Raw genomic sequence first — 15900 nt, forward strand, 5'->3', positions numbered from 1 at the left:
GGGCTCCCCTTCTGCCTACTTGGCGAACTTGCCGCCCAGGGCGGCGGGATCGAAGCCGGCATCCGGCTCGGCCTTTACGCCGTCGTTCGCGATCGCGCTGTCCAGCGCAGCGTTATAGCGTTTGTTCAGATCGGCGATAATCGCCTTCAGATCGCCGCCGTTCAGCATATACTTGAAGAAGGCGTCATCCGATTTCATCCCTTCCGGGGCTACGGACGGATACACCGGCCATACTCCGTCGTTCTTGTTCGGCAGGAAGCCTTCAATGCCGTTCACATCGGGTGTTTTGGCCACCGCGCTGATGGAGGGAACCATGGAGATGCCGAAGCCTTTTTCCTGATAATCCGTCAGTACTTGATCGCCGTACATGAACTCCATGAACTTCCAGGCCGCTTCTTTGTGTTCCGATTTGGCGCTCAGCGCCAGCCATTGGCCTCCGAGGAAACCGGAAGACCCCTTCACCGTGCCGTCGACGGTAGGAACCGGAGCGGCCGCCCAGTCGATCTTGGCCGGGAACTGATTTTTGTAGACGCCCGGCTCCGAGGAGTAGGACATATACATTCCGATCTTGCCTTCTGCAAACTGCGCCCGAAGCGGATCGATATCCAGCGATTCCACACCCGGCAGCATGCTGCCGTCGTCCTTGATCTGCTTAAAGGCATCGATAATCGGCTCAAAGCCGCTGAAATCGTAACGGGCCGTCTTGAAATCGTACCCGAAGCCGCCGTAGCCGCTCATCTCCGCAATCACCCGCGCCGAACGCCCGAATGCGCTGCCGGGATTCTTGAAATTCTGGGCGAAGCCGTAAGCCCCGTCCGCTTTACCGGCTTCCGTCAGTTTCTTGGCGGTATCCACCAGCTCCTGCAGGGTAGTCGGCGGATGCTCGACGCCCGCTTTGGCGAATAGATCTTTGTTGTATACAAGACGCATGGTTGTTCCGTAATTCGGCAGACTGTAACGCTTGCCGTCGAACTCATTCAAATCCGGCATGGCCGGGAATTTCGTTTTCAGCTCATCGGTGAGGAACTCGTCAATGGGAGCGAGGAAGCCTTTTTTGTAGAAAGTCTGGATAGTATTCTCCTTGGCCCGGATGACATCCGGCGCATCGGAGGTTTGGAAAGACAGATCGAGTGCGGTATCGAAGTCGTCGCCTTTGACGGCCAGCTCCACCTCGATTCCGTCGGTATTGCTCGCGTTGAACTCGGCTACCTTTTCCTTCACGAAGTCCGCATCGTGACGGTCGCCGGTCCAGTAGGTGATCTTGGTCTTGTTCCCCGAGTCGCCTGTCTTCCCGTCTCCATTGCTTTCCGCGGTATTTCCGCCGCAGGCTGTCAGCCCAAGCGCCAGAACCAGGCTCAGCGATGTGAGTATTACACGCTTCATCATTGGCAGTTCCCCCTTATGTATCCCTGATGTATTCGCTTACAATTTGATTATAGAAGGATTGGCGCATCCGGATAAGGCGGGTAAGCCCACTTTGAGGGCAGATTTCTGCAGGAGCTTCAGAGAGCGAAGGGAGGACCCGTCCGCTCTGCGGACATGCCCCCCCCTGCGTATTTTTATTCTTTTCCAAGATAATGCAGTTTGAACTCGGACGGCGTCATTCCGGTATATTTCTTGAACACCTCGCTGAAATAGCGTCTGTGTTCATACCCGAGATCCTGGGCGATCTCCTGCACCTGCCGGCCGCCGATCAGCATCGACTTGGCCTTCTCCATTTTCTCGTGCATCACGTAATGTTGAAACGAAACTCCCTGAACCTTCTTGAACAGGTTGGAGAAATACCCCTGGCTGAGGTTGATCTGCTTTGCCACCTGCTCCAGCGACAGACCCGTATCCAGATGACTGCGTATATACGAAACGGCTTGATGGATAATACGCGTGGACTCCAGGGAACGGGCCTCCGTAACCAGCGCGCAGGCCTCCCGGCACAGCCCGGACAGCAGCTCCCGAATATCCTGCAGGGAAGGATGCACCCGATTCTTCATGACGGCAATCCTGCGCTCCAGCGGCTCCACCTGCCCGTAGGGGAACTGCTCCAGCAGAACCCGGCAGATCCTGCAGCCCAATTCATAGCCGATGCTTTCCACATAATGCGGCTCGGGCAAGAGCCTGCTGTCCAGCATCTCCGCGAATAGCTGATCGAGCATCTGCAGGCTTTTGGCGAAATTGCCGGAACGCAGGGCGAACAGCAGCTCCTGCTCGGCGGCGGCGGAGTAGCTGTGGAGCGCGAGCGGTTTGTTTTCGATATTGCTGTACGTGTAGACCCCGTTGCCTCCGGTGTAGAAATGATAACCCAGCGCGCTAATCGCCTGCCTGTACGCTGCGCCCAGTTCCTGAATCGCCGCTGCGCCCAGCCCTACGCCGATGGAAAGCGTATGCCGGGAGAACCGGCTTACATTCGTGCAGCAGGCCTCCGTAATCAGCGCGGCCGTATCCGGGTCCGAGCCGTTCACGATGCAGACGTACCGGTCTGTCGCCTCACGGATGATGACGCCGCGGGTCCAGGCGGAGATCGTCTCTTCGAGAATATTGTACAGGCTGAACCGCAGCAGCTCGACCTCCTGCACAGACTGGCCGCTCAGCTTCTCGGCGAAATGATCGATTTCGGCGACAAATACGAAGAAATCACGCTGGTCCAGCGGGATATCGAGATAGGCCCAGCGTGAACGCGCATCCGATTCCGTCGTCCGGTGGTGCAGCAGGAAGATCAGATATTCCTGACGCAGAATAGGCAGACTTTCTTTGATTTTGCTCTCCATCGCGGCAAGTCTGGCGGTCTCCCGGCGTTCCTGCCGGCACAGCTCCCCGGCCTTCAGCACAGCCTGCACAATCTCATCCAGGGAAAAAGGCTTTTTCACAAAATCAAGTGCCCCCAGCCGGATGGCTTCCTGGGCATAAGAGAACTCCGAGTAGGCGCTGAGGATAATAATCTTGCAGTCCGGCAGCACCTCCAGAATCGCCCGGGTCATCTGCAGGCCGTCCATTCTTGGCATTCGGATATCCGTCAGCACGATGTCCGGCCGGGTCTCTCGGATCATTTGCAGCCCCGCTTCGCCGTCGAGCGCCGTGCCGGCGATCTCGATACCGAACTCCTGCCACGGCGGTTTGCGCGAGACCATCTCCACCACACTTTTAATATCGTCGATCACACATAACTTGAACCTTTCCCGCTCCGGATTCCATTCCATTCTTTATTTCTCCTCCTCTGACGGAATCCACAGATCTGTCCGCGATCCCTTACCGGGTTCTCCGCCAACTTCCATCCGGGCTTCAGCCCCGTAATACAGCGTCAGCCGATGCCTGATGTTGAACAGGGCATAACCTTTCTTCGACTGCGGAGCCCTGGCCATCCCCAGATTAACCCGCGCCGCATCGAGACCTAGCCCGTTATCGGTAATGCAAATATGCAGCAGCTCCCGCTCCCGACCGACCGTGATGTCGATCCGGCCGCCGGCGGTCCGATCGCTGAATCCGTGCTGAATGCTGTTCTCCACCACCGGCTGCAGGATAATCTTGGGCAGCAGGCGGAGCAGCAGGGTCTCGTCTTTAATCGTCACCGTGTATTCAAACAACCCTTCGTAGCATTTCTGCTGAATGGCGAAATACTGCCGCATGTGGGACAGCTCATCCTCAAGGGGAATCAGATCCTTGCCGCCGCTGAGCCCGATCTGAAACATCTGCGACAACGACAGGATCATCTCGTTCACATCGTCGTTCTCGCCCATGACCGATTTGCAATAAATGGTATTCAGCGTGTTGTACAGGAAGTGAGGCTCCATCTGCGCCGTAAGCGCGCGGATCTCTGCATGACGCTTGTCTTCCTCCTTGGCCTTCACATCCGCAATCAGCACCTTGATCTCCGACATCATCCGGTTGAACTGATAGCCGACCTGGGCAACCTCATCCTCGTAACGGCTCTCGTACACGACGCTTAGCTGGTTCTCCTCGACTTTGCGCATCAGCCGCCGCAGCTTCAGCAGCGGCTTCAGCAGCACGGACGTCAGCTGACCGGAGATCAGCCAGGTGGCCAGCAGGAAGACTGCGATGACATAGAGGGTGATGCGCTGCACCCGCTGCAGTTTGCCCAGCAGCTGGTCTCGCGACTGCATGCCGGAGACGATCCAGCCGGGCGAAGCGGTAGAACTTTTGTAGTTAACCAGATACTCCTTGCCCTCGTAGCTGTAAGAGCGTTCCTGCGCACGGGTTTCTGTCGCGGCTTCCGCCAGCACCGGCTTCCAGGGGAACCTGCCCTGGAAAGGCCAGCGGGACTCCACCACCGCCTCGCCTTCCCCGCTCACCAGGTAATAATCCCAGCCCGCTTGTTGTCCCCCCTGATTCAGCAGCTCGTTGATCCGGTTCTCCCTGATATTGACCACAATAAACACATTGCTGATCGGGGTGTAAGGGTTTTCATAAATTCCCCGTATTACGAACGAAACTACCCGCTGGCCGCCTGTGAACAACCGGTCGTAATGTCCTTTGGCCCAGTAGCCGCCCGGCGTTTCTTTGCTCAGACCGTATAATTCCGAATCGTAGAACGAATGGTCCTGCGCCCGGATCTGCGTCGTGGAATAGAAATCGCCTATCGGGGTAACGATCAGCACATTCTCAATGATCGGTTCATTGAACATGGCCTGAGAGAGTACATATTGCAGATCCGACAGATGCACATAGTAATTCGACACATCATGGCTGAATACATCGAGCATCATCTTGCGGTACGCATCGCTCAGCATCAGGGACTGCACGGACAGCGCCACATCGTTCAGGCGGGAATCCAGCAGCTGCGCCGTCTTGCTTACGGTCTCCTGGCTGCCCGCATAGGCATTGTCCTCGATCTCCTGCGCGGCAATCCAATACGAGAAACTGCCCATTGCACTGATGGACAGCGTGATCAGCGCGATGAACGAGAACAGAATTCTCTGCTTGATGGATATCCGGTAGTACCTGCCGGCGATCTGCCGACGGATCTGTCGGCCATAAGCTGTGAATGTATGCATAGTTCTCCCTTCTTGAGCTTGTATCTCCCTGTGTTTGTATGTTCTTGTCATTTGTAACATACGGCTGCTCCGGCCCGGGGTCAAGACAGGGCATGAGGTTTTAGCGGATTCGCAAGGGCGTATCTTGAAATTCGGACGGGAACGGATTCGTGATGGACGACTTTGTGATGGAGAAAGAGATCGCGGGCCGAGCAGGACCGTCTGCATAGAAGTTCGGCAGTCCGGATACGCGAAAAAGCGGCAGGGAGCGAGGAAGAATCCTCGTTCCCGCCGCTTTTTTTGCAGCGATCCAGAGCTTGCTTAAAGATCGAACGAATGTCAGGCGTGCCAGATCCGCGGCATCGGCATCGGTTCTTTGCCCAGCTCGGCCCAGGCGTACTTGAGCAGCAGCTGAGACTTGAGCGCCGCTTGGGCGGGATCGTCCCACAGATTGCGCAGCTCGTTCGGATCTTCCTGCAAATCGAACAGCTCGCCGTACGTCCGGTTGTAGTAGATCGTAATCTTGTAGCGCTTGTCCACATACGTTTTCTGGTGGATGGTCGTCGGCTCGTGCCGGAATTCCACCAGGGCGTGATCGCGCGCTTCTTCTTCGCTTCCCGTCCAGACGGCGCTTTGATCGACGCCGGTCATTGTGCGCGGAATCGGCAGATCGCGCAGCGACAGGAAAGTCGGCGCTACATCGACAAGCGACTGAATCGCGTCCGATACGACGCCAGCCGGCACATGTCCCGGATAGCGCACGATAAACGGCACGCGGATCAGGTCCTCGTAGTGGAAGCCGCCTTTGGCCTGGAGTCCGTGCTGGCCGAAGAAATGGCCGTGGTCCGACGTAAACACGACGATTGTGTTGTCGGCGAGCCCCAGCGTGTCCAGCCGATCGAGAATTTTGCCGATGTATTTGTCCATCATGCTGATCATGCCGTAGTAGACCGCGACCAGCTTTTTCCGGTCTTCGTCCGTCAGCCTGAACTTGTCGCCGTATTCGTAGAACAGATGCGACCGGTAGCCGTGGATGCCGCGCCCCGTTTCCATCCAGGCTGAGAAATCCGGGTCTTCTTCCTGCGTCATGGCAAAATGCGGGGGATTGCGGTCGTGCTCGCCGGGTTCCATTGCCGGAATCGTCAGCTTGTCGGGATCGTACATGCTGTCCCAAGGTTCGGGTGCAAGGTATTCGGGATGCGGATCGAAGAAACTCGACCACAGGAAAAAGTTCTCGCCCGACTCCGCATACTGCTCCAGCATGGCGTTCGAGCGTTCGGCGATCCAGGTATTATAATGAAACTCTTCCGGAATCGGCCATTTATACGTAACGGACGGGTCCATCGTGCCGGTCGGCGGCAGGAAGTACTGTCTCCAGTTCTCGCAGCCTTTTTCTTCGAGCCACAGCGCGTAATGCTGGCCGACATGAGCTTCGTTCGTATGATTGCGGGCCAGTTCCACATGATCGAAGCCGTAAAAAGGACCGTCGTGCTCCCGCCAATAGTCGAGGTCCTGGAGCAGCGGATACGCTTCGAGCGACGGAAACTCCTCGGTCGATTGCAGCGGCTGGAAATGCGCTTTGCCGATCAGCGCCGTGCGGCAGCCGTCCGCGGCCAGGTCTTCGCCCACCGTATGCCGGTCTTCGAGCAGCTTGGTGCCGAGCGTCCACGCGCCGTGCTGGCTCGGGTACATGCCGGTAATCAGCGAAGCGCGGCTCGGTGTGCAGGTCGGATTGGGGCAGTACGCTCTGGAAAACGTAATGCCTTCTTCGGCCAGCCGGTCGAGGTTGGGCGTCTGCACTTCGGGCTGGAACGCGCCGATCGTGTTCCAGTGCTGCTGGTCGCTCGTGATAAGCAGGATATTGGGTTTGGATGATTTGGAAGTTTGGGACATGCGGCATCGCCTCCTGCTTTAAGCATATCGGTTTTGCGGAAACGGGGGAATGGCGCGATGTAGGGCGTTTTAGGCAATTTGTTGGGTGGGGCGGGCGTGTGGGTAGGAGGACGTAGACGCCGACGACGCGGCTTTCGGCTTCGGTGACGAAGCAGGTTACGCGGCGCAGGTTCTTGGCGGGCGAGGGGGCGGATGGATAGGGATGTTTGAGGCATGGGGAGGGTCTCCTTTGTATGTAGGGATTATTTGGGTTGGAAAAATAGCCTGTCCGGATTGGCGGACAGGCTTTTTGGGGTAGTTCATTTGTTCCCGATGAGCAGCCCGCCCGATCATAGGGCAGGCTATTTCAAAGGGATTTGTCCGTTCCCGAGAAGTGCCCAGCCCGACGTGTCGGGCTGGGCATTCCAGGGGGAAGGGCTTATTTCCGAAAAGCGGTCATCCCGATTGCTCGGGATGACCGCTTTCGGAGTGTTCAAACCTTTTACCGAGAAGTCGCACTTTTGTGCGATTCCGGGGGTTTCCCGAGAAGTGAACCTCCCAAAACCAGGAAGGTTCATTCCGGGTTTCCCGAGAAGTGAACCTCCCAAAACCAGGGAGGTTCATTCCGGGTTAATCTTGCATTTTCAAAGGTTTCTCGCCGTTGGCAACTTTCATCATCTGACGAAGGACGGTTTGGAGAATACCGCCGTTGTAGTAGTAATCGATATCGACCATGCTGTCGAGACGGGCGATGGCGTTGAACTCGAAAGTGGTGCCGTCTTCGCGGGTCGTGACGACGGTCAGTTTCTGGCCCGGTTTCACGTCGTTGCTGAGGCCGACGATATCGAAGGTCTCGCGGCCGTTCAGGCCGAGGGAGCTCCAGCTGGTGCCCGGTTCGAATTGCAGAGGCATAACGCCCATGCCGACCAGGTTGCTGCGGTGAATCCGTTCGAAGCTTTCCGCGATCACGGCTTTGACGCCCAGCAGCATGGTGCCTTTGGCCGCCCAGTCGCGCGAGCTTCCCGTTCCGTATTCTTTGCCGGCGATCACGACCAGGTTCTGTCCTTCTTCCTGATACTTCATGGAAGCATCGTAGATGGACATCACTTCGTCGGTCGGCAGGTACTTGGTCACGCCGCCTTCGGTGCCCGGAGCGACGTGGTTGCGGATGCGGATATTCGCGAACGTACCGCGCATCATGACTTCGTGGTTGCCGCGGCGCGAGCCGTAGGAGTTGAAGTCCTTGCGCTCTACGCCGTGCTCGGCCAGGTACAATCCGGCCGGACTCTTCGGCGCGATATTGCCCGCCGGGGAGATATGGTCGGTCGTAACGGAATCGCCCATCAGCGCCAGCACTTTGGCCTGTTTGATATCGGAGATATCGTTCAGTCCTTCGTTCAGGTAGCGGAAGAACGGAGGGTTCTGGATATACGTCGAGTTGGCGTCCCACTCGTACAGTTCGCCTTCCGGTACTTCGATCGCGTTCCAGCGCTCGTTGGCGGTGAACACGTTCGCGTATTTGAGGCGGAACATTTCCGGCGTGATCGCCATGGCGACCGCGTCGCGGATCTCCTGCGAAGTCGGCCAGATATCGCGCAGGAAGACCGGTTCGCCCTGTTGGTCGTAACCGAGAGGCTCGGTAGCCATGTCGATATTCACCGTGCCGGCCAGCGCGTAAGCGACGACGAGCGGAGGAGAAGCCAGGTAGTTCATTTTGACCTGCGCGTGCACGCGGCCTTCGAAGTTCCGGTTGCCGGACAGAACGCCGGCGACGGTCAGATCGTTATCGGCAACGGCCTGCGCCACTTCGTCCGGCAGCGGGCCGGAGTTGCCGATGCACGTCGCGCAGCCGTAGCCCGCCACGTAGAAGCCGAGCTTTTCGAGCGGATCGAGCAGGCCTGCTTTGAACAGGTAATCCGTTACGATCAGAGAGCCCGGAGTCAAGCTTGTCTTGACGTATTCCGGACGGGTGAGGCCGCGTTCGACCGCTTTTTTAGCCAGCAGGCCCGCGCCCAGCATAACGCTCGGGTTCGAGGTGTTGGTACAGCTGGTGATTGCCGCAATCACGACGGCGCCCGCGCTCATTTCGCTCGTTTTGCCGTTCTTGTGGTTGACGGTGACTTTCTCGGCGATCTTCTCGTCGCTCAGGCCGTAACCGCCTTTGTCGACCGGAGTGCGCACGATGCCTTCGAAATTCTGCTTCATGTTCGTCAGTTCGATGCGGTCCTGCGGACGTTTAGGTCCGGCAAGGCTCGGTACGACGGACGCCAGATCCAGTTCGATCACGTCGCTGAATTCCGGGTCGGCCATATCGTCGGTGCGGAACATGCCCTGCGCGCGGTAATACTGTTCGACCAGCTCGATTTGCGCGTCTTCGCGGCCGGTGCTGCGCAGATAGTTCAGCGTTTCGTTGTCGACCGGGAAGAAGCCGACCGTCGCGCCGTATTCCGGCGCCATATTGGCGACCGTCGCGCGGTCCGCCAGGCCGATATTGCTCAGGCCCGGGCCGTAGAATTCGACGAATTTGCCGACTACGCCTTTTTTGCGCAGCATTTCGGTAACCGTCAGAGCCAGGTCGGTCGCGGTCGAACCTTCGGCCAGGCTGCCGGTCAGCTTGAAGCCGACCACGTCCGGCGTAACGAAGTACAGCGGTTGGCCGAGCATGCCGGCTTCCGCTTCGATACCGCCTACGCCCCAGCCCACTACACCAAGGCCGTTGATCATGGTTGTATGCGAGTCGGTACCCACGAGGGAGTCCGGGAATACGTAAGTTTCGCCGTCGACTTCTTTGGTTGCGGCCACGGAAGCCAGATACTCCAGATTGACCTGGTGCACGATACCCGTGGACGGCGGAACGGCGCGGAAATTGTCGAACGCGGTCTGCGCCCAGCGCAGGAAACGGTAGCGTTCTTCGTTGCGTTCGAATTCGACGTTGATGTTGTAGTCGAGCGCGTCGGACGTGCCGAACGCATCGACCATGACGGAGTGGTCGATAACGAGGTCGACCGGCACCAGCGGGTTGATCCGCTTCGGATCGCCGCCGCCGAGCTTAACGGTGTCGCGCATGGCCGCCAGATCGACGACGACCGGCACGCCGGTGAAATCCTGCAGAACGATACGGGCCGGAATAAACGGAATTTCCTTATTGGCGTCCCGTTCTTCGTTCCAAGTTGCGATTTGTTTGACATGCTCTTCGGTAATCGCGCGTCCGTCGAATTGGCGGACGGCCGCCTCAAGCAGTACGCGGATGGAGAACGGAAGCTTGGAGATGCTGCCGTGTCCCTGTTCTTCAAGTGCTTTCAGGCTGTAGTAACGGTAAGATTTGCCGCCCGATTCGAGCGTTCGCGCAGCGGAAAATTGATCGGATAAAGCCATGAGTGTACCCCCTTGGAAGATTTGGCGAAGCGGCGCATTGCCGTAAGAACCGCACGAAAGCGCGGCTGCGAAAGCGCAGGTTCAAGGTCAGTCGTTTTTTTGCGTAAGTTTCATCAGGTGAAACGTCATTTCAAAAATTCCTGATTTAATTATAACGTTTACAATAGTGCGCGTAAAGTCCTTTTTGCCCGCGGCCGCCTTAATTTCGGAAGCCCGCGGTATGCCGGTTTTCTTTGCAGGCGGGCCGCCAATCCACTATACTGAATAAAGAGATTTTAATGAATTGACGGGGGTTCGAACATGACAGCAAACAAAGTGACCGTAGGACTGGTATACGGCGGTAAATCGGGAGAGCACGACATTTCCCTGCAGACCGGTTTCGCGGTAATGAACGCATTCGATTACGACAGATACGAGATCGTTCCTTTTTATATTACCCCTCAAGGCGAGTGGCGAATGGGGTCCGTTCTTGACGGACCGATGAATTCCGCGGAACAGATGAAACTGGAGTCGGGGTCCGGCGGAACGGCGGAAGCGACCGCCGCGCTGTTCGCCTCGCTGAGCGGGCGCGAAAGCGGCATCGACGTGATGTTCCCTCTGCTGCACGGCACCTTCGGCGAAGACGGAACGGTCCAGGGACTGTTCGAGATGGCGGGTCTTCCGTACGTCGGAGCGGGCGTTCTTTCTTCGTCGGCCGGCATGGACAAAGACGTCATGAAAAAATTGTTCGCGGCCGCCGGGCTCGAACAGGGCGAATACATCGCTTTCGTCGAACGCGACTGGCGGGTGAACCGCCACGAACTGCTGCAGGAAGCCGAAAGCAAGCTGGGCTATCCGTGCTTCGTCAAGCCGGCCAATCTCGGTTCCAGCGTTGGCATCTCCAAAGCGGCCGATCAGGAAGCATTGATCGACGCGGTGGAGCTGGCGCTGCGCTACGACCGCAAAGTATTGATCGAGGCGTTTATCGACGGCCGCGAACTGGAAGTCGGCGTGCTGGGCAACGACGAGCCGCAGGCTTCCGTGCCGGGCGAGATCGCTTCTTCGGGCGAATACTACGACTATAACGCGAAGTACATCGACGGCAAATCGGAGATGATGATCCCGGCCCCGGTCGACCCCGACCTGGCCGATTCGCTGCGCGACCAGGCGGTGCGCGCGTTCAAAGCGGTCGAAGGCAGCGGACTGTGCCGCGCCGACTTCTTCGTCCGCCGCTCGGACAACAAGATCCTCATCAACGAAGTCAACACTATGCCGGGCTTTACGCCTTTCAGCATGTATCCTCTTCTGTGGCGCGAGACCGGCATGTCCTATACCGTCCTGCTGGACCGCCTGATTCAGCTGGCGCTGGAACGGCACGAAGCGAGAACCAATCTTCAGTACGGACGATGAACGGAACGAGAATCGCCGATCTAGGAACGAGAATTGCCAACCCCTTCGGGCAAGGCGATTCGCAGTTCCCGCGCCAAGCGAGCCCTTAGACGCCGGCGATTCGCAGTTCCCGCGCCAAGCGAGCCCTTAAACGTCGGCGATTCGCAGTTCCCGCGCCAAGCGAGCCCTTAGACGCCGGCGATTCGCAGTTCCCGCGCCAAGCGAGCCCTTAGACGCCGGCGATTCGCAGTTCCCGCGCCAAGCGAGCCCTTAGACGCCGGCAATTCGAGTTCCCGCGCCAAGCGAGCCCTTAGACGCTGGCGATTCGCAGTTCCCGCGCCAAGCGAGTTTTTAGTCTCTTACAAAAAGGAGGAAGCTGACCATGGGTTTCGAAACGGAATTCAATTCGGTATGCAAATTCAAAAGCGAGCAGGAACTGTACGACCTGCTTGAATACGGCCGCGGCAAAATGCGCAAAGACGGCTTCCGCGTTTTCCCGACGGGGCAGAAAGTCATTGCCTACAGTCCGGATAACCGGGCCGTCGCGATCGTGCTGGTCACCGCGTCGATCGCGGAGATCAATTTTCAGGACAAAGAAATCACCCAGGTCGAGCTGGAGCTGGTGCGCAAATTGACGGACGAAGAGTCCCGGGTGCAGACCGCGCTGGCGCACGAGATGTTTTTCGGGGAAAAGGAATAATGGGAGAGCTGCTTGCCGGCAAGCATATCCTGGTCATGGGCGTGGCGAACGACCGCAGCATCGCCTGGGGCATCGCTCAAAGCCTGGCCGCGCAGGGCGCGAAGCTGGCGTTTACATACGAAAGCGAGCGCGTGGAGAACCGGGTGCGCAAGCTGGCGGAGTCGCTGCCGGGTTCGATCGTGCTGCCGTGCGACGTGACGGACGATGCTCAGATCGAAGCGCTGGCCGGGCGGCTCGCGGAAGAGTTCGGCGTGCTGCACGGCATCGCGCATTGTATCGCGTTCGCCAGAGCGGAAGACCTTTCCGGCCAATTCGTGGATACCTCGCGGGGCGGCTTCGCCACGGCGCTGGATATCAGCGCGTATTCGCTGGTCGCCGCGGCGCGGAGGCTGCATCCGCTGATGACCGAAGGCGGCGGCATCGTGACCATGACCTATATGGGCGCGCGGCGCGTGATGCGCAACTACAATGTCATGGGCGCCGCCAAAGCGGCGCTGGAAGCGTCGGTTCGCTACCTGGCCGCGGACCTGGGCCCTTCGGGCATACGCGTCAACGCCATCTCGGCCGGGCCGATCCGCACCCTGGCGGCCAAAGGGATCAGCGATTTCAACTCGATCCTCAAATCGGTCGAAGAGAAAGCTCCGCTGCGCCGCACCACCGAAACCGCCGAAGTCGGCGATACCGCGATGTTTCTGCTGAGCGGATTGTCCCGCGGGATTACCGGAGCAGTGATCGATGTGGACGGCGGCTATAGCATTATCGGATAGAAGTTTATCAGTTAGACAAGGAAAGGCGGTAAACCTGTGGAACCCAACGAGAAAGGTCCTTATGTGTTAACGGGCAAAAGTCATATCGCCGTTGCGATCAACGCGGCGGCCAAAGCGGGAGAATGGATCAAAAGCCGTGTGGGCGCTTACGGCAAGCTGTCCGTCAAGAACTCCGACCAGGATCTGGTCACCGAGACCGATAAAGGCGCCGAGCAGATGATCCGCCGGCTGATCCAGACGCATTTTCCGGATCATGCGATCCTCGGCGAAGAAAGCGTGGCGCCGGGCGAAGAAGCATCGATCCGGGCGCTGGCCGAAGCGCGCAAAGAAGAGTACCTGTGGATCATCGATCCGATCGACGGCACGACCAACTTTGTGCACGGTTTCCCGTTCTATTCGGTGTCGATCGCGCTGTCGCATAACGGCGAAGTCGTGATCGGCGTCATCTACGATCCGTCGCGCGACGAGATGTTCGTGGCGGAGAAAGGCAAAGGAGCCTACGTGCACGGCGCGCGGATGTCCGTTTCCGGAGAAGCACGCCTTGCGGAAGGCTTGATCGCGGCGGGATTTCCGGCGGAAGAAAATATTTTGCTGCCGCTTAATCTCAAAGGAATCGGAGCCGTCGCTCCCCGCGCCCGCAGTATCCGCGCGGGCGGTTCGGCCGCTCTGCACCTCGCGCACGTGGCGGCGGGCCGCTTGAGCGGCTACTGGGAAGTCGGCCTGAATTCGTGGGATGTGGCCGCGGGCGCGCTGCTGGTCAAGGAATCCGGCGGCAAAGTAACCGATACGATCGGCAGCGCGTATCAGCTTAGCGTGCGCAATATCGTGGCGACGAACGGCGCGCTGCACGCCGAACTGCTGTCCGTGCTGAAGGAAGCGGAAGCGACCGGTTTCTGAAGCTTCTGCCGCGTTTTATGATTGAAATAAAGCTTCGAAGTTTCTCGATTCCATTCTTTACGAGGAGGAATACGCATGACGGACGCTCAAGATCGCAAATCCGGCAAAGAAGAACTCGAACAGGAGCTCAGCGATCTGCTGACCGAGGGCGAGATGAAGGATGAAGACCGCGAACGCAAAGAGCGCGAGCAGATCTCGCCGAGATACGAAATTCGCACCCAAACGAATCTCGACCCGATTGTGGAGGAGACCCGGCTTTACCGGCAGATGGCGGAAGAGATCGACGACCGCTACGACGATTATTTGAACAAGACCCGTCCGAAGAGTTCCGATAGCAAAACGGACGGGGATAAATAAATTTCCGCTCCGGCTTGTCCGGGCGGCGGGAAGAAGGCTGATCGGCATGCCGCCGCGATCGGGGATCTGCAAGTCCCGACGCGGCGGTTTTGTAATCCCGAAAGCCCGCAATTTGAAATGTCGGCATTGCGCAGCAGCACAAGTTCGAATACGAGAGGGGAAAAGAAATGAAATTTTTGTTCAAAAAAAGCTTGATCGCGCTCGCCGGCACGGCCCTGGCGCTGCCGCTGCTCGGCGGAGCGGCAAACCCGCCGCGCGCGGAAGCGGCCGCCGCCCAAGCCTACAAGATCGTTTCGTTCGGGGATTCGCTGACGGTCGGCTACCAGCCGGACAAGGCTTCGGCCGACTACTACGGATTCGTGCCGCGCCTGCTGGAACAGGGGCTGTTTCACGGCCGGACGGAAGTGGACAACTACGGGATCTCCGGCCTGAATTCGACCGGGCTCGAACATTACGTCGAAGCGATCAAATCCGGCACGCCGACAACGGCGGACGCCATCCAGCCGGGTCTGCGCGATCCGAACGCTTCGGTGTACGCGTCGAATCCATCCAAAGCGCGTGCGGACGTGGCGGACGCCGACGTGATTACGATTACGATCGGAGGCAACGATCTGCTGCCGCTGCTGACGACCGGCACGCTGCCGAGCGAAGCGGAACTGACTCCGCAGGTAACGGCGCTGCTGCAAACGTACGCCGTTAACGTCGGCGAAGTGCTCGGCGACCTGCGCGAAATCAATCCGGACGCCCGGATCGTCATCGCCGACCAGTATCAGCCGATCCCTTCCTCGGCGGCCAAAGATCTGTATCCGGCGCTGAACCGGGCGGCGCAGTCGTATACCACCGCGCTCGACGGTCTGGTATCCCAGCAGAACGCGGCGGGCGGGCATGTCGAAGCTGTGCACGTCGTATCGCTGTTCGCGGGTCGGGAACTGCAGCTTACGCATATTCGCGATCAGGATATCCATCCGAACCAGGCCGGTTACGAACTGCTGGCCCAGGCGTTCGCCAAGACGATCTGGGGCGAATACCGCACGCTGAACAAGACGCCGGACGCGACCACGCTCGCGGTCGTGGTATCCGGCAAAGAGCTGAACACTGCGTTCAAGCCGATCGTCAAGAACGGAACGACGTTCGTGGTGCTGCGCGATATCACCGATGCGCTCGGCGCGGCGCTCAAGTGGGAAAATAAAACGTCGACGGCCAGCATGGACTACAACGGCCGCAGCGTCAGCATTCCGGTCGGTCAGAAAACGATCAAAGTCAACGGACAGGCGGTTACCGTGAAGATTCCGGCGTTTACGCAAAAAGTGAACGGTCAACTGAAAACCTATGTGCCGCTGGCTGTGCTGGCGGACGGACTCGGCTTCGACGTGCAGTACAACGCCCGTCTGCGGACGGTATTCGTCAGCCCTTAAAGCCCGCCCGTTAAAAGCGGATCGTACGGGGGAAGTCCCGGCTGCGCCAAATCTGCGGCAAAGTCCGAAACCATCTTTGGAGGTTTCGGGCTTTTTGTTCTTTTCCCATCGAATAATCGGGTGAAAAAATAAAAGCGCGGGTAATAATTAAGCACCAATAGGTCGGA

Annotated in this window: 11 protein-coding genes; 6 read left to right on the forward strand and 5 right to left on the reverse strand. The window is 58.4% G+C overall.

The window, feature by feature from the left end:
• Positions 1-15: 15 nt before the first annotated feature.
• The 5 genes from QWJ34_RS23030 to acnA all read right to left on the reverse strand — a co-directional run bounded on the left by QWJ34_RS23030 (position 16) and on the right by acnA (position 10229).
• On the reverse strand, positions 16-1386 hold the full coding sequence (locus QWJ34_RS23030; RefSeq protein WP_302731449.1) for an ABC transporter substrate-binding protein: 1371 nt from the start codon (positions 1384-1386) through the stop codon (positions 16-18).
• Between the two features lie 173 nt (positions 1387-1559).
• On the reverse strand, positions 1560-3191 hold the full coding sequence (locus QWJ34_RS23035) for a response regulator (RefSeq protein ID WP_302731450.1): 1632 nt from the start codon (positions 3189-3191) through the stop codon (positions 1560-1562).
• 3 nt (positions 3192-3194) lie between these two features.
• Positions 3195-5003 (reverse strand): cache domain-containing sensor histidine kinase, encoded by a 1809-nt coding sequence (locus tag QWJ34_RS23040; protein ID WP_302731451.1) that lies wholly within the window; start codon positions 5001-5003, stop codon positions 3195-3197.
• Positions 5004-5321: 318 nt separating this feature from the next.
• Complete coding sequence (locus QWJ34_RS23045) at positions 5322-6875, reverse strand: sulfatase family protein (RefSeq protein WP_302731452.1); 1554 nt, start codon at positions 6873-6875, stop codon at positions 5322-5324.
• A gap of 609 nt (positions 6876-7484) precedes the next feature.
• A complete protein-coding gene (gene acnA, locus QWJ34_RS23050) occupies positions 7485-10229 on the reverse strand; it encodes an aconitate hydratase AcnA (RefSeq protein ID WP_302731453.1) in 2745 nt (914 codons plus the stop codon).
• 300 nt (positions 10230-10529) lie between these two features.
• Between acnA and QWJ34_RS23055 the strand changes: the two genes are divergently transcribed.
• The 6 genes from QWJ34_RS23055 (at position 10530) to QWJ34_RS23080 (ending at position 15733) form a co-directional block, all read left to right on the forward strand.
• Positions 10530-11618 carry a D-alanine--D-alanine ligase gene (locus QWJ34_RS23055; RefSeq protein ID WP_302731454.1) on the forward strand — a complete coding sequence of 363 codons (1089 nt, stop codon included), beginning with the start codon at positions 10530-10532 and terminating at the stop codon, positions 11616-11618.
• Between the two features lie 361 nt (positions 11619-11979).
• Positions 11980-12297, forward strand: coding sequence for a hypothetical protein (locus QWJ34_RS23060; protein ID WP_302731455.1), 318 nt, complete (start codon positions 11980-11982; stop codon positions 12295-12297).
• Positions 12297-13064: an enoyl-ACP reductase FabI gene (gene fabI / locus QWJ34_RS23065; protein ID WP_302731456.1), complete on the forward strand. Its 768-nt coding sequence runs from the start codon at positions 12297-12299 to the stop codon at positions 13062-13064. The genes QWJ34_RS23060 and fabI overlap by 1 nt, the downstream gene beginning before the upstream one ends.
• A gap of 36 nt (positions 13065-13100) precedes the next feature.
• The gene (locus QWJ34_RS23070) at positions 13101-13961 is read left to right on the forward strand and encodes an inositol monophosphatase family protein (protein ID WP_302731457.1); all 861 of its coding nucleotides are present in this window, start codon (positions 13101-13103) and stop codon (positions 13959-13961) included.
• 75 nt (positions 13962-14036) lie between these two features.
• The gene (locus tag QWJ34_RS23075; protein ID WP_302731458.1) at positions 14037-14318 is read left to right on the forward strand and encodes a hypothetical protein; all 282 of its coding nucleotides are present in this window, start codon (positions 14037-14039) and stop codon (positions 14316-14318) included.
• Between the two features lie 167 nt (positions 14319-14485).
• Positions 14486-15733 (forward strand): stalk domain-containing protein, encoded by a 1248-nt coding sequence (locus QWJ34_RS23080; protein WP_302731459.1) that lies wholly within the window; start codon positions 14486-14488, stop codon positions 15731-15733.
• Positions 15734-15900 lie beyond the last annotated feature (167 nt).

The organism is Saccharibacillus sp. CPCC 101409 (assembly GCF_030518235.1).
Classification (GTDB): domain Bacteria; phylum Bacillota; class Bacilli; order Paenibacillales; family Paenibacillaceae; genus Saccharibacillus.

What these genes read in the sequence shown, in the direction of transcription:
- QWJ34_RS23080 (WP_302731459.1), top strand. Translation starts at nt 14,486, where the DNA reads ATGAAATTTTTGTTCAAAAAAAGCTTGATCGCGCTCGCCGGCACGGCC.
- QWJ34_RS23060 (WP_302731455.1), top strand. Translation starts at nt 11,980, where the DNA reads ATGGGTTTCGAAACGGAATTCAATTCGGTATGCAAATTCAAAAGCGAG.
- fabI (WP_302731456.1), top strand. Translation starts at nt 12,297, where the DNA reads ATGGGAGAGCTGCTTGCCGGCAAGCATATCCTGGTCATGGGCGTGGCG.
- QWJ34_RS23030 (WP_302731449.1), bottom strand. Translation starts at nt 1,386, where the DNA reads ATGATGAAGCGTGTAATACTCACATCGCTGAGCCTGGTTCTGGCGCTT.
- QWJ34_RS23055 (WP_302731454.1), top strand. Translation starts at nt 10,530, where the DNA reads ATGACAGCAAACAAAGTGACCGTAGGACTGGTATACGGCGGTAAATCG.
- QWJ34_RS23075 (WP_302731458.1), top strand. Translation starts at nt 14,037, where the DNA reads ATGACGGACGCTCAAGATCGCAAATCCGGCAAAGAAGAACTCGAACAG.
- QWJ34_RS23045 (WP_302731452.1), bottom strand. Translation starts at nt 6,875, where the DNA reads ATGTCCCAAACTTCCAAATCATCCAAACCCAATATCCTGCTTATCACG.
- QWJ34_RS23040 (WP_302731451.1), bottom strand. Translation starts at nt 5,003, where the DNA reads ATGCATACATTCACAGCTTATGGCCGACAGATCCGTCGGCAGATCGCC.
- acnA (WP_302731453.1), bottom strand. Translation starts at nt 10,229, where the DNA reads ATGGCTTTATCCGATCAATTTTCCGCTGCGCGAACGCTCGAATCGGGC.
- QWJ34_RS23035 (WP_302731450.1), bottom strand. Translation starts at nt 3,191, where the DNA reads ATGGAATGGAATCCGGAGCGGGAAAGGTTCAAGTTATGTGTGATCGAC.